A 12899-nucleotide genomic window follows, 5' to 3' on the forward strand; every position below is an offset into this window, starting at 1 on the left:
GTTTGCCGCCGCGGCTACGTAAGCCACGTTTGAAGAAGGCGTGGCAACTGGGGGTTTTAAAGTAGTTAAGACCAATAAATATGATTTCTCGATTGATTTTGGATCCACATTAAAACAAGGCTATTTGACTTGGTCTATTGTGCAAAACGCATATAATGCGGCAACTAAACCCACAGCAAATGCATCTGTAAGCATGTGGCTAGATGGTGTAATGCTTGATTCATTTGCTAATAAAAAAGCTTATGAAAATAGCCTGACATTAGCTACTCTAACTGGTAAGCATTTATTGCAGTTTCAAACCGGCACCTAAAATGGTTATATTGGTGCAGGCTCCTTTAGTATCGTGCCGGCCATGCCTGTTCCAGAGCCAGAAACCTACACTTTAATGGGGTTGGGCTTAGTGGGCTTGCTTGTTACCCGCCGTCGTTTGGCTAAATAATTTTCGCCCTGCGTATTACAGTAAATTGGCATTAAAAAGGCCATCATTTAATTTAGCGATGGCCTTTACCCATTAGCCTAGCCAATTTTCCATATTAATTGCTTTGCATGGCAACATCAGGATGTTGCCAATTGGGCAGTTGGCGTATCGCGCTTAGCCAGCGGTTAATATTGGGTAAGTCTGCCTCTAAAATGCCGATTTGATCTAGCCAAAATAAATATGCTGAGCAGCTAATGTCTGCAATGCTTGGCCCTGATGCCAGCAAAAATTCACGGCCAGCAAGTTTGTCTTCCAGCATGGCCAGATCGGCCATTAGCCGTGCATGTAAATAGGCCATAACCTCGGGCCCTTGCGGGGCCCAGAGCAGAGCATAGCGGTAATTGGGCGCGCTAAAGCCGATGCGGTTCGCCTCCCAAGATAACCACTCTAGCAGCCTGTCGGACTTAAGACTGATCTACTACGGAAAAGCCGGATTTGGCCATATTTCACGCATTTTCTCGTTGAATAGCCAGCTATTCGCCTCAAAAACCCACGAAATCTGTCTCAAACCGGTCTTTCCCTCGCTACGATCGCTTAAGTCCGACAGGCTGCTAGCACCGCTTGCCGCTCTTCATTTCCTGTGAATTGCCCACTTTGCTGGGCAAGGTAACTTAGAATTGCATTCGATTGGCAGAGTACTCTGCCTTGATCGACTAAAATGGGTACTCGCCAAAAGGACTGGCTGTAAGCAGAAGGAATAAGCGGATTTTATAAGAGTGGCCAGAGTCGGTGCTGCCATAGAGAAGCATAAAGCATTGTCCTTAAGGCTTAAGCGGCCATATTGGCGGGCTTACATTAAAAAAAAGGGATTATAGAGCCTTCTTTTAAGCCGCATGTAATTTTTCAAATACGCCATTTTTGCTTGCAGTGCTACAATCAAGAAATGAAAAAAGTGTGGTTTTTCTTATTGCTAGTGTCAGTGCTGTCGTTGAATACGGCAGGCTGGCTTGCGTCTGCCGCTAGCACGCCTTGCCACATGTCTCAGTCTCATGGCCCCTGTCAGATGGATTCTGCCATGCTGGATATGGCCGACTGCGTACAAGCATGTACTAGCCATTATCCTGCCTTGCCTAATGTGCTTCCTTTTGCTGCTTTTACGGCGATAAAGCCGGTTTTTAGCGCCGCGCCCGTTCAATTCTTGCCTGATCCTCCCCTTGAATCTCCTTATAAGCCACCTACTCTAGGCGCGATTATTTCGTTCTAGTTAAGCGCTTTACTATCCTTATGCACGAGATGTTTTGCAGGGTGGGTCATACTCGCCCGAATGGCTGTTTGCTCTGTTGGTGAGCAACATCTTTTGTGTATTTTAAATGGGCTGCTGCACGTCTGTAGCTTGCTGTTTATAAGAGATTTAATCATGAAAAAATTATTCTTAATGCTGTTGGTTCTGCTTGCCCAACCGGCCTTTGCGGCGATCAATGCCACCCTTTATAAAGATCCTGCTTGTGGCTGCTGCGAGGAGTACGTGAAGTACCTTGAGAAAAATGGCTTTAAAGTAAAAGCTGTTAATAGTAGCGACATGTCTACGCTTAAAAAGCAGTATGGCTCGGCGCAATTGGCCAGTTGCCATACCACTCGTATTGGGCAATACACGGTAGAAGGCCATGTGCCGGTGGCGGCGATTCATAAGTTACTTAAAGAAAAACCGCAAATTGCCGGTATTAGCGCGCCTGGTATGCCGAAAAACTCGCCTGGAATGGGGCCAGAAATCAAAGGTACATTAAAGATTTATGAGCTGGGCCAGTCGGCAGAACCTAAACTTTTCTCGATTGAATAGGGGCTATGGATATGAATCGCAGACATTTTTTACATGCCAGCCTTGCATCGGCAGGCTTTGCGCTGATGTCGAAGCCGCTTTGGGCCGCTATGCAGCAGGCGCATAGCCAAATGCCGAGCATACCTTTGAAAATAGCGGCAGATAATCTACCACTGCTGGCTGCCGATGCGTTGCCAGCTGGCCAGCCCCATGCCGCTTTATATCGCCTGCCTAATCTCAGCTCTAAAAAGGGCATGGTGTCGGCAACACTAACGGCGGAGCCATATGAAGTAGAGTTGCTGCCGGGTAAAAAGACCACGGTGTGGGCCTATAACCAGCATATTCCTGGCCCGCTGATTGAGGCTTTTGAGGGGGATATCGTAGAGATTCGCTTTATCAATAAGCTGGCTCAGCCCACTACGGTGCACTGGCACGGCTTGCCGGTGCCATCCGATCAAGATGGCAACCCGCAGGATGCGGTGCCGGTGGGGGGCGAGCGGTTGTATCGGTTTAGCTTGCCTAAGGGCTGCGCAGGCACGTATTGGTATCACCCCCATCCGCATGGCGATACGGCGGAACAAGTTTATCGCGGTTTAGCCGGGTTGTTTATTGTGCGGGCTAAAGACGATGTGTTGGCGCATCTGCCTGAGCAGCATTTGGTGATCTCTGATCTAAAACTCGCCGCCGATGGCAGTATTCCAGACAACACTATGAATGACTGGATGAATGGCCGAGAAGGGCAGTTTGTATTGCTTAATGGCCAGCGCCAGCCGCTGATTAAAGTGGCAGAAGCGCAGCGCTGGCGCATCTGGAACGCCTGCAGCGCCCGTTATCTGCGGCTGGCTTTGCCAGGTAGAAAAATCATTCTGCTGGGTTCAGACGGCGGTTTGCTGGAAAAAGCCCAGCAGCTGGATGAGCTATTGCTCGCGCCAGGATCGCGTGCAGAATGGCTAGTCGCTGGCCCCGAGGCTGAAGTTGATTTAATGGCAATGGCTTACGATAGGCATAAAATGGGGGCGGTAGCGCCTGAGCAAGATATTAAGTTAGCCACCATTCAATTTATCCAAAACACGAGTGCCCAATTGCCAGAGCGCTTACGCAGTTTGCCGCCCAAGCGCATCCCTGTGGCTAAAAAGCGGGTGGTTTTTAGCGAAACCATGAGCATGGAAGGGGGCCAGCATTCGATGCAGTTTTTGGTAAATGGCAAAAGCTATGATATGCAGCGGGTGGATTTTGTCAGCCGAGTAGGGGATACCGAGTTATGGGAGATCTTTAACGATTCGCATATGGATCACCCATTTCATATGCATGGTATGCAGTTTGAAATGATAGATAGTACGCTCAAAGGCAAAACCAGCCCCGCACCATGGCGTGCATTGATTGATACGTTTAATCTGCTACCCCAGCAAAGCGCCCGTATTTTAGTGACGCAGCAACACAAAGGTTTACGCATGTACCACTGCCATATCTTAGAGCACGAAGGGCAGGGCATGATGGGGCAGGTGTTAGTGAAATAAGCCTAAGGCTAGCAGCGATGTGTCTGGCCTTGGTGCTGAGTTTGGCGGGTGAGGCGTTGCGGCTGGATGCTTTATCTGCCTATTTGTTGCTAACAACGGGGCTGTTTAAATAGGGAGCTTAGGTATGCGTATGTGTAGAGCGGTTCAGCTTATTGTCATTGCAGTTATCGGCAGTTTTGCCGCGTCAGCGTCCGCCCTGCAAGCTATTGTGGACGATGGCTGGAGTAGCGCTCAGGGCTATCGGTTTTCTGGCAGATTAACTGAGGATAATCATCAGCCTGCCAAAGCAGGCTCTGGGGCAGTGCAAAGCCTGCACCGTAATACACGGCTGCTTTTTGCCAGCAGTGCTGAGGGTAAGGTGAGCTGGCAGATTGATGGGGCGCAGTGGCAAAGCCGTGTGGATGATCACGGTTATTGGGAGTTAACCAGTAATCAGCCATTAATGTTAAGTAGCGGCTGGCAAAGCATCCGTAGCGATCCTGCTGCAAGTAGCCCCGCCTTTTTGCTGGTGCATGATCCTCGTAATCAATTCGGCATTATTTCTGATATTGATGACACTATTTTAGTCAGTGAAGTGCCAGACAAAATAAAACTACTCCGTAATAGCCTGACACTTCCACCAGAATCACGCCAAGCGGTGCCGCAGATGGCCCAAACCTATCGGCAGTTGGCTGAGCGCAATGCCAACCCCGCCGCCTCCCCGATTTTCTATGTTTCAGCGTCTCCAAAGCAGCTTACGGATGGCATTCGGCGTTTTTTGCAGAAAAACGGCTTCCCACAGGGCATATTGATGCTGAAAGAAATTGGGGACGAAAGCACCGATTCTATTCTTGACCAACGGGCCTATAAACGCGCGCGCATCACTGCGATCATGCATGATTTTCCTGAGGTGAAATTTGCGCTGGTGGGTGACGATGGTGAATCTGACCCGCAAATCTACGCCGAAATAGCCCTGCGCTATCCTGAGCAAATCAGCGGTATCTGGATCAGAAAAGTAAAAACCAATGCTTCGCCTTTGCCTGCTGGGCAGAATGATCTTCAGCAATTACTAGGGCAACCTTCTTTCTGATAAAGGAAATGGCCTAGCAGCCTGTCGGACTTAGACGGTCGAAGCGAAAAATCGCATGGTCGAGACCAGATTTTGCCGGATTTACAGCGCCAATAACGAGTTATTGGTCAAAAATCTGGTGAAATATAGGCCGATCAGGTGATTTTGCAGCTGACTGATGCTAAGTCCGACAGGCTGCTAGCCTTGTACCTGCCACTTAATAGGTCTTAACTAGTCTAGCCAAATGGGCAATGTTTGCATCCATTTCTGCGCTTGGAACCTGAGCATAGCCAAGGATATAACCATTGCAGGGAAGCGCTGGGCTGATTATGTATGCACTTAAAGGCCTAGCAATCAGCCGCTCGCTGAACGCTTGCTGGCTGATGATTTGATCGGGGTATTGTGGCTGCAATTTTATTGATAAATGCATGCCGGACGAGCCGCCATAGATAGGCGCAAGGGGGCCAAAATGGCGCGTAATGGCTTCGCTCATGGCGTCTCTACGCTCGCTGTAAAGCTTACGCATTCGGCGTAAATGGCTGGCAAATTCACCACTGCGAACAAACTCAGCCAAAGCGATCTGCTCTATTTGCCGCCCGAGTGGATGGCACTGCGCCAACGCCGCTTCCACCGCCTGTGTAAATTGCAGGGGCACCAGCATAAATCCTGTACGCAGCGCGGGGAATAAAGTTTTGCTAAATGTCCCTAGATAAATCACGGGTGAGTTAGGCACTAAGCCTTGCATGGCCGGTAGGGGTGGGCCATCGCGGCGAAATTCGCTGTCGTAATCGTCTTCAATAATCAAGGCACCCACCGCTTGTGCTTGGCGGATTAGCATCAGCCGGCGTTCTAAACTTAACACGCTGCCCAGCGGATATTGATGCGATGGGGTGACATAAATCAGCCGTGGCGGATGGTTTTGCCAGTCTTTTGGGCTAGGGTTAATGCCATTTTGATCGACGGCAATGCCACGCAGTAAAAGCTGGGCGGTACTAAAGGCATTGGTGGCCCCTGTATAGCCGGGGTTTTCTATCCAGGCTAAATCGCCGGCATCGGCAAAAAGCCTGGCGCATAAGTCCAAACTATTTTGCGTGCCATCAGTAATAAAAACTTGGCTGGCATCACAGACCACTCCTCTTGCTGCGCGTAAGTGCCCCGCAATGGCTTCGCGCAAAGCAGGCTCGCCCGCTGCATGGCCATAAGCCAGTTGTTCTGGCTTGATATTGCGCCAGCTGCGGGCAATAAGTCGTTGCCAGCGGGCGTGGGGGAAATCCGCTAAAGAAGGCACGCCCGGCGTAAAGGCGGCCAAGGTATCTGGATCGATAAATGGGGTTTTAAACGCTCGGCCCCGCTGGGATAAGCCTTGCTGTGGTATCTCTGCCTTGCTAGTGGGGAGGCTTAAGCTAAGCGGGGCAACCAGTGTGCCACGCTGATCCGCACAAACTAAGCCCTCGCTAGCCAGCTGCTCGTAAGCGTAAATCACTGAATTGCGGGCAATACCCAGCTCGGCAGAAAGCTGGCGTGTAGCCGGTAAGCGGGTTGCTGCGAGTAACTGCTGGCTTAAAATCGCCGTTCTGAGTGCTTCATAAAGCATACGTTGGCGTGAGTAGTTGGCCGCAAGGTGTTGGCGCTGATACTGGGCAAGGATAAGTGCATAATCCATTCTAATGTGTTGTGGTTCTAAAAAAATGATAATAGATGGATCTTATGTGAGAGCCACTACTTTGGCTATGCTGCATGCATCTAAATTGAATCACACAAAGAGAATAATAATGAACGCAGCCCCAAGTAGCCGTACCCGCATTCGCCGTATCCCTGAGCTGGCCGTGTATGAGCGTGAGGTTTTGCATGGTATTTTAGATGCGGGCTATCTGTGCCACCTTGCGTTTCAAGATGAAAACGGCTCGCATTGCATTCCTATGGCGTATTGGCGTATCAATGATGCGCTGTATATTCATGGCTCTAATGGCAGCCGCTTAATGAAGCATTTGTCTAGCGGAGCAGAGGTCAGTATTGCTATCAGCCATCTTGATGGCTTGGTACTGGCCCGCTCGGCGTTTAATCATTCGATGAATTACCGCTCGGTGGTGATTTACGGCAAGTTTGTGACGGTGATTGAAGCGGAGCAAAAAATGGCAGCGCTGGATGCCTTTATGGATAAGCTGGCCCCTGGGCGTAAGAACGAAGTGCGCAGCGGCAGTAAGCAAGAATTGGGCGCAACCATTGTGCTGAAAATCACCCTTGATGAGGCCGCCGCCAAGGTGCGCAGCGGTGGTGCGGAGGACGATACTAAGGATATGCATATCGAGGTATGGGCGGGCGTTTTGCCATTTCAAACCTTGCAAGCTAAACCCGTGCCTAATGAGGATTGCAAAGTGGATGCGCCTCTTTATGTGGCCTGCTGGCAAGGGGGGAAACAAGGCCAGTCTTAATTGCCAAAATATTGCAGGAGCTGCTTACTGCTCCTGTTCAAAATATGGCGTAGGTAAACAGCGCTCTTGCTGCGGGTTATGTGGATGCTTTTGCCAGCGTTGGGGTGGTGTGTTTGGCTGCGTTATTGATACTCAATCGCCCAACTTCAGAATTACCCCCCCCTCTGCTCGAAGTCATAAGTAAGGGCCCTGATCAGATTGCAGGCTCGGCAGTTATTGAATTAAAACCATTGTATCAGCCCATACTCCCAGAAATTAAGCCGCGCAAGCTGAATCACTGCGGCTTGCATCCGCCATTCCCGCCGCAGATGAGGTAAAGAAAGTGACTGATGCCATTACTGATCTATTAAAAAATGATATGCAGCAGCTATGGCAACGCTGGTATGAGTAGTACCCTGATTAGAGCTTGCCAGAGGAGATAAAGCAGAAACTATAGCGGCCCAAAAGCCGCTAATGATAGGGGGAGTAAGGAGGAAGTTGTGCTTTAGTGGGCTGCATAGCCTAGCTGATTCATCTGTAGTGGCAATGTCATAAATATTTATTCAAAATAGAAACTTGCTTGCTGAGCAGCACTCTTACTCTGATTAATCCTGTGGATGATCGAAGTGATGCCCGTTCAAATCAAGCAAAAAATAATGACACCACTCCTTGTTAGTTTACTGCTTGCACTGAGTGGTTGTGATCAAGCCAGCCAAATAGCTCAACAGGCCGCTTCATCGGCTGCGGGCATAGTCAGTGCTGAAATCAAAAAACAAAGCGATGGGGCATTAGAGCAGATAGCGGGTCAAGCCAATGACGTGTTGCAACCTTTGGGTATAGATGCTAATCAGCTTGCCAGCTCCGTTAAAGCCAAAGGGGTTTTACTGGCGCAAAAAGCATTAAATAGCGATAGCAGTTGGCAGCAGCTAGAACAATATCAAGGCCAACTTCCTCAAAATATTGGGCTGTTTACTGCGGTAAGCCCAATTAGCGCAGAGCTAAAGAATATACTTAATAGCGAGCATCCAGCCTTTGTATCCCTGATGAGCTCGGCAAGTGCTCTACAATATGATGGTGTCTTATATGTGCTGGGCAAAGCCCCTACGGATGCAAAAATTGGCACGGCTTGGCTGATGGTAGATACCAAAAATCGCACGCTGGAAGCTGGGCTGATCCGTAATGAAATAGCACAAATATTTAGCAGCAAGGGAGAACCCCCGTTGCGCCCAACTGCTGTGCAAAAATTTATTCAACAATACGCAGCGGGTTAATAACTAAGCCTATAGCAAACGTAAATCGCTCAGTTAGGGGGGAAACTGAGCGTTGCGTGTTGTGATCACTAAACACATTTTCTTCTCAAATCCTGAATCTCTTTTACTGTCCCTTGCGCTGCGCTACCATAAGGTGAACGATCGTTCTATTTTATGGGCTAGGCATGCATACTTACACAAACCTTCAATTACAACGCCTAGCCTTAGCGCAGCAAGGCTTGCTTGGTGCGGCCTATTTTGGAGGGGGTATTACAGGCACGTTGGCGGCGATTGAGCATCTGGGCTATGTGCAGATCGATACTATTGCTAGGGTTGAGCGCGCACACCATCATGTGCTGTGGTCTAGAGTGCCCGATTATCGCTCGCCATACTTAAACCAGCTGCTTGCCGAGCGGCAAATCTTTGAATACTGGTTTCATGCTGCGTCCTATCTGCCCATGCGTGATTATCGCTTTACGCAGCGCCGCATGGCCGCCGCCAGAGATAGCGCGCAGTCTTGGCATAGTGAAATCAGCCCCGCGCTGATGCAGGATATTTTGCAAAAAGTGCGTGATGAAGGCCCGCTGCGGGTCCGTGATCTAGAAGGCCATAAAACCAAGGGCGGCACATGGTGGAACTGGGGCCCTGGTAAACGCGCACTAGAAAAGCTGTTTTTTCAGGGCGATTTAATGGTGAGCCAGCGTATCGGCATGGAGAAAGTCTATGATTTGAAGGAGCGTATCCTGCCGCCAGATCTGGATACCCGAGCGCCAGATTTAGCCGATTACGCCACCTATTTGCTGCGTAGTAATCTGCGTGCGCACGGCCTAATCACGTTTGAGCAGCTTAGCCATTTACATAACGATAAAGCCCTTAAAAGCAGCCTGCGCGAACTACTGGCCGCACAAATCGCCAGCGGTGAAATCAGCGCGCTTACAGATTGCGGCATCCCCAATGCCTACAAAGCAACGGCCGCACTGGCCATTTCCCCGATTGCTAGTCCCACCGTGCACCTGCTCTCCCCCTTTGATAATGCCGTGATTCACCGTAAACGCTTGCAACAATTATTTGGCTTTGATTACAAACTGGAGTGTTATGTGCCCGCCGCTAAACGCCAGTACGGCTACTTCTGCCTACCGGTTTTATTTGGAGAGCGCTTTATTGGCCGCATCGATTGCAAAGCCCACAGACAAGCAAAACGCTTAGAAGTGATGCGCTTTCATCTAGAGGGTGAGATGCCGGATAGCGATACCTTTGCTGCACCTTTTAGGGCAAAATTGCAGCAGTTTGCTGAGTTTAATGGTTGTGAAGCCGTGGTGTTTCAGGAGGAATGCACGTCGGATTGGCTGGAAGGATGCGGGTAAGTCATCAATTTATTTTATAAGCTTTATCAATGGCCCATAAATGAAAGAGGATTCACGTTCAGCATTATTTAGTTGAGTTCGATGCAATAATTTCGTCATTTTGCAGTATTTGGCAAAGCAGCGTTGTTGCATAAATTGGTCAAATTTTGTTGCTGTTTAGAACAGTAGCATGAGCAAATCCAAATCGAAAAAGTGTAAACCCACAAACTGGAAAACCGATCACGTAGCACTTAAATCGTGTGGTTCACTGTCTTGTCTGTTTTGTTTGATATAAATGTGCAATGAATACCTAGCCAATAGATAAGCCGATTTTAGAGACGCGGCTATTCAGTTCTGCTTAATCGATCTGCCAATGGCAAAGACACCTTATTGCCATTATTTCGGTGTGTAAAAGTAGCGGCAGTCGATAGTACGGGTATCAAGGGTATTGATGCTAAAACCCTTGAAATACTTGCAAATGAAGTAACGAGCAATACTGTGGCTGTAGTGCACCAACGCATCCCAGCGTTTGCTGCTGTAATGCAGCTCTTTTGCTAGACCGCTATGGGGCGCTGTGGTGAGTCATATCTGATCCAGCCACGTTTTGAAGTCGTTCAGTAAGGGCTTGGCTTCGAGCAAACGACGTCTCGCCCGCTCGGCAATGCGAGCCTCCAGATGGAGATCCAGCGCATTGACCTCGCCTTCCAGCGCATACAGAGCCACGATGCGGCGCAGCGCTTAGGCGGCAATCGGGCTTTGGTTCGATTCATACAGTTCATAGGATTTGCGCCGTGCATGTGCCCGCCCAGCAGCCGAGTTCGGTCACGCCCGTGCTAAACAGCGCTTTATCGCCTGCAAATCTCCCGTAAATCCTCCTGCCTGATAAAAACCTCAGCATGACGAAAAAAGAAAAGGGCGTTATATGGGAGGGCTGGGTGCTTACTGCTGGTGCATTATCTCTGATGGTTCAATTCGTGCAGGAGCTTCCTTGGGATTGAGCAAGAAAGTTGGAAGCAAATGGCTGTAGGCGCTGAATAAAAACAACCATATGTACTTGAAGCCTTGTTATTTAATGGTTTTTTTGGCATTAAGTCATATTTATTGAACGCCTCCTTTGCATACTCATCAGAGTTGGTATGTAGATTTAATCTGCTACGGATTTTGTATGCCTTGGTGCCTTGCTTTCGGGTTTTTTGTGTTAATCATGAATTCAGCAGATCAAGTGAATAGGTTAAGTGCAAATGCATTCCTGTAAAGGAAGGCTTTTGATTGCTGTATGTGTAATGCACCGATAGTGAGTAATAACAAGGAGGGATGATTGTGTAAGCCCTTGTCTGTCTTATGGTAAACAATGCGCACACCGTAACTATCAATTTTGTATTTAATTTCTGACCGATACTTCGTTATTTACCAACGCTCTTTTTGAAGGGCGTTTTGTAATATGGTGACAAAGCGGAGTTAAAAAAATTGTATAAAGGAACTGAAATATTATGGCTATTTCTTATCCAGCATCAGCAGCCAGTGCCTTAATTGTTTTGCTGACCGCCTGTGGGGGCGGATTGAGTGTTGATTTTAATCCGCCACCTCCTATTGTTTTGGAGCCTTGGACTGGCCCTTCTAGCTATATGGCGTATAAGCCAGAAACGCTTGATGCAGCGAGCCTTGTTGTTGTGGCAGGCGCTGATGGCGCAGTGATTCTTGATGGAAAAAAACGTAATTTTCAAGCAAAGCAAACAGGCTTGCGTTTTAATTTTACTGCGGGTAGCCCTTGGAATCATGATGGTTTGAGTTTTATAGGTGGTTCAGAGCAATTAAACGATAGCCAAATTGATTATTTGATTTATTCTGATAAGAAATCTCGTGCTGATATTGGCAATGGCTCATCTAAAAATGCAAATCCTGCAATGGATTTCATTTCTCTTTGCGCGCCAGATCAGCAGCATTTATTAATTAATGCAGCGGCAATCCAATTGAATGATATGAATAGTTTTTTAAATAAAACATTATCTAGTAAGCGTCATGATAAGGGTACTTGTTTAGACGATGGGCGTAGAAAAACTTTGATGTTTGATGCAGTTGGCGGTGCCAAAGAAATCATTACAGGTGAGCCAGCTATCGCTATTTCTGCGGATGACTTCAAACGGTTGCTTGCAGGGATGAGTTTAGCTACACAAGATAATCAGGGCAGTCGGACGATGCGTTTTTATAAATTCAAAGACGCAAATGGCGAGCGATTAGGTATTCAAGAGTTTGTGCGCTACCCTGCGGATAACAACAAAAACTATATACGCATCTGGTATTAACTTGATTAGTCGCTGCTTAAAAGCCTGCTTTTTCTGAAAAAATGGCGGGGCGATCAGGGCTCAATAAATGTAAGTTATTATGATTACCCTTTTGTTAGGTGTTTATGCACTTAGCAAAAGGGTAATAAATTGTTTGTCATTGAGTTTTTTTGCATAAAGGTTGATGGAATTTACCATTTTGCCTAAAAATTATTTAATGAAAAATGGAAATGGCCTAATGGGTATCGACTTGTTGTTACTAAAAAACAGATAATTTATCTTTTTTAACAGTTGCTCCGAGTGGGAGGGTTAGTATTTTTCAATAATCTGCTTAAGTACCTCTTCTTGATAAGGATGTACTTCGCTGGCGTCTTCCATATCGGCTAGTAATTGGGGGTTATTAAATTTCTTGCGCGCTTCTTCGTAATAGGGGATTTGTACGCGGCGATATAGATCGACGAACTCGTCGAAATCGAGCACATGGCAATAATTGCGGTATTGGCCGCGTGCTTTGATTTTGCCAAGGCTAATAAACGAGAGTAAATAGGTGCTGCCTTTGCTGCCTAAGAAATCAGTCAGAGGCACAGACGAGGGATAGGATGGCGGCTCGCACACAAATTTGTGGATGATTCTAAAATCAAAATCGTGCTGCTTGCTATCGTGCTGCCAAATCACATAGCCTTCATCAGGGGATGTAATGGTTTTGCCGCAGCTATCGCAAATCCATTCTTGCAGTGGTTTAAGCATCATCAGCTCCAGAGTTGTATTTTTATTTACTTTAGCTCGTTTTATTAGAAAGGCTAGTTGTTCATCT

At 47.8% G+C, this 12899-nt stretch carries 14 protein-coding genes; 10 read left to right on the forward strand and 4 right to left on the reverse strand.

Translation table 11 applies throughout. The annotated features are described in order from the left end of the window. Nucleotides 1-40: 40 nt before the first annotated feature. Both C1H71_RS15030 and C1H71_RS21990 read left to right on the forward strand, forming a co-directional pair. Entirely contained in the window at nucleotides 41-310 is a 270-nt protein-coding gene (locus tag C1H71_RS15030; RefSeq protein ID WP_130107277.1) for a hypothetical protein, read from the forward strand. A gap of 42 nt (nucleotides 311-352) precedes the next feature. Beyond that, nucleotides 353-439 (forward strand): PEP-CTERM sorting domain-containing protein, encoded by an 87-nt coding sequence (locus C1H71_RS21990; protein ID WP_130108250.1) that lies wholly within the window; start codon nucleotides 353-355, stop codon nucleotides 437-439. A gap of 94 nt (nucleotides 440-533) precedes the next feature. Here C1H71_RS21990 and C1H71_RS15040 read toward each other — a convergent pair whose 3' ends face one another. Together C1H71_RS15040 and C1H71_RS21995 are read right to left on the reverse strand one after the other, a co-directional pair. Continuing rightward, complete coding sequence (locus C1H71_RS15040; protein WP_130107278.1) at nucleotides 534-776, reverse strand: glutathione S-transferase family protein; 243 nt, start codon at nucleotides 774-776, stop codon at nucleotides 534-536. A gap of 236 nt (nucleotides 777-1012) precedes the next feature. Further along, on the reverse strand, nucleotides 1013-1177 hold the full coding sequence (locus tag C1H71_RS21995) for a glutathione S-transferase N-terminal domain-containing protein (protein ID WP_130108251.1): 165 nt from the start codon (nucleotides 1175-1177) through the stop codon (nucleotides 1013-1015). 277 nt (nucleotides 1178-1454) lie between these two features. Here C1H71_RS21995 and C1H71_RS15050 point away from each other — a divergent pair, with 277 nt between their 5' ends. From C1H71_RS15050 to C1H71_RS15065, 4 genes are all read left to right on the forward strand, one after another. After that, a complete protein-coding gene (locus tag C1H71_RS15050; RefSeq protein WP_130107279.1) occupies nucleotides 1455-1682 on the forward strand; it encodes a hypothetical protein in 228 nt (75 codons plus the stop codon). 153 nt (nucleotides 1683-1835) lie between these two features. Then, nucleotides 1836-2255, forward strand: coding sequence for a DUF411 domain-containing protein (locus C1H71_RS15055; protein ID WP_188053328.1), 420 nt, complete (start codon nucleotides 1836-1838; stop codon nucleotides 2253-2255). A gap of 11 nt (nucleotides 2256-2266) precedes the next feature. Continuing rightward, nucleotides 2267-3751, forward strand: a complete 1485-nt coding sequence (locus tag C1H71_RS15060; RefSeq protein WP_130107280.1) for a multicopper oxidase family protein — start codon at nucleotides 2267-2269, stop codon at nucleotides 3749-3751. 124 nt (nucleotides 3752-3875) lie between these two features. Then, a complete protein-coding gene (locus C1H71_RS15065) occupies nucleotides 3876-4820 on the forward strand; it encodes a phosphatase domain-containing protein (protein ID WP_130107281.1) in 945 nt (314 codons plus the stop codon). 196 nt (nucleotides 4821-5016) lie between these two features. Here the strand turns inward: C1H71_RS15065 and pdxR are convergent, their stop codons facing one another. Beyond that, complete coding sequence (gene pdxR, locus C1H71_RS15070) at nucleotides 5017-6462, reverse strand: MocR-like pyridoxine biosynthesis transcription factor PdxR (RefSeq protein ID WP_130107282.1); 1446 nt, start codon at nucleotides 6460-6462, stop codon at nucleotides 5017-5019. A gap of 109 nt (nucleotides 6463-6571) precedes the next feature. Between pdxR and C1H71_RS15075 the strand changes: the two genes are divergently transcribed. The 4 genes from C1H71_RS15075 to C1H71_RS15090 all read left to right on the forward strand — a co-directional run bounded on the left by C1H71_RS15075 (nucleotide 6572) and on the right by C1H71_RS15090 (nucleotide 12106). Next, nucleotides 6572-7231, forward strand: a complete 660-nt coding sequence (locus tag C1H71_RS15075) for a pyridoxamine 5'-phosphate oxidase family protein (RefSeq protein ID WP_130107283.1) — start codon at nucleotides 6572-6574, stop codon at nucleotides 7229-7231. Between the two features lie 635 nt (nucleotides 7232-7866). Beyond that, nucleotides 7867-8481, forward strand: a complete 615-nt coding sequence (locus C1H71_RS15080) for a hypothetical protein (RefSeq protein ID WP_130107284.1) — start codon at nucleotides 7867-7869, stop codon at nucleotides 8479-8481. Nucleotides 8482-8645: 164 nt separating this feature from the next. Continuing rightward, a complete protein-coding gene (locus C1H71_RS15085) occupies nucleotides 8646-9824 on the forward strand; it encodes a winged helix-turn-helix domain-containing protein (RefSeq protein ID WP_130107285.1) in 1179 nt (392 codons plus the stop codon). Between the two features lie 1469 nt (nucleotides 9825-11293). Beyond that, nucleotides 11294-12106 carry a hypothetical protein gene (locus tag C1H71_RS15090; protein ID WP_130107286.1) on the forward strand — a complete coding sequence of 271 codons (813 nt, stop codon included), beginning with the start codon at nucleotides 11294-11296 and terminating at the stop codon, nucleotides 12104-12106. 288 nt (nucleotides 12107-12394) lie between these two features. Here the strand turns inward: C1H71_RS15090 and C1H71_RS15095 are convergent, their stop codons facing one another. Next, nucleotides 12395-12835, reverse strand: coding sequence for a hypothetical protein (locus C1H71_RS15095; protein ID WP_130107287.1), 441 nt, complete (start codon nucleotides 12833-12835; stop codon nucleotides 12395-12397). Nucleotides 12836-12899 lie beyond the last annotated feature (64 nt).

It is taken from the genome of Iodobacter fluviatilis (assembly GCF_004194535.1).
GTDB classification, from domain to species: domain Bacteria; phylum Pseudomonadota; class Gammaproteobacteria; order Burkholderiales; family Chitinibacteraceae; genus Iodobacter; species Iodobacter fluviatilis_A.

Excerpts from the sequence above, each read along its gene's own strand:
- C1H71_RS21990 (WP_130108250.1), top strand. The coding sequence starts at position 353 with ATGCCTGTTCCAGAGCCAGAAACCTACACTTTAATGGGGTTGGGCTTA.
- C1H71_RS15040 (WP_130107278.1), bottom strand. The coding sequence starts at position 776 with ATGGCCTATTTACATGCACGGCTAATGGCCGATCTGGCCATGCTGGAA.
- C1H71_RS15050 (WP_130107279.1), top strand. The coding sequence starts at position 1,455 with ATGTCTCAGTCTCATGGCCCCTGTCAGATGGATTCTGCCATGCTGGAT.
- C1H71_RS15055 (WP_188053328.1), top strand. The coding sequence starts at position 1,836 with ATGAAAAAATTATTCTTAATGCTGTTGGTTCTGCTTGCCCAACCGGCC.
- C1H71_RS15060 (WP_130107280.1), top strand. The coding sequence starts at position 2,267 with ATGAATCGCAGACATTTTTTACATGCCAGCCTTGCATCGGCAGGCTTT.
- C1H71_RS15065 (WP_130107281.1), top strand. The coding sequence starts at position 3,876 with ATGCGTATGTGTAGAGCGGTTCAGCTTATTGTCATTGCAGTTATCGGC.
- pdxR (WP_130107282.1), bottom strand. The coding sequence starts at position 6,462 with ATGGATTATGCACTTATCCTTGCCCAGTATCAGCGCCAACACCTTGCG.
- C1H71_RS15075 (WP_130107283.1), top strand. The coding sequence starts at position 6,572 with ATGAACGCAGCCCCAAGTAGCCGTACCCGCATTCGCCGTATCCCTGAG.
- C1H71_RS15080 (WP_130107284.1), top strand. The coding sequence starts at position 7,867 with ATGACACCACTCCTTGTTAGTTTACTGCTTGCACTGAGTGGTTGTGAT.
- C1H71_RS15085 (WP_130107285.1), top strand. The coding sequence starts at position 8,646 with ATGCATACTTACACAAACCTTCAATTACAACGCCTAGCCTTAGCGCAG.
- C1H71_RS15090 (WP_130107286.1), top strand. The coding sequence starts at position 11,294 with ATGGCTATTTCTTATCCAGCATCAGCAGCCAGTGCCTTAATTGTTTTG.
- C1H71_RS15095 (WP_130107287.1), bottom strand. The coding sequence starts at position 12,835 with ATGATGCTTAAACCACTGCAAGAATGGATTTGCGATAGCTGCGGCAAA.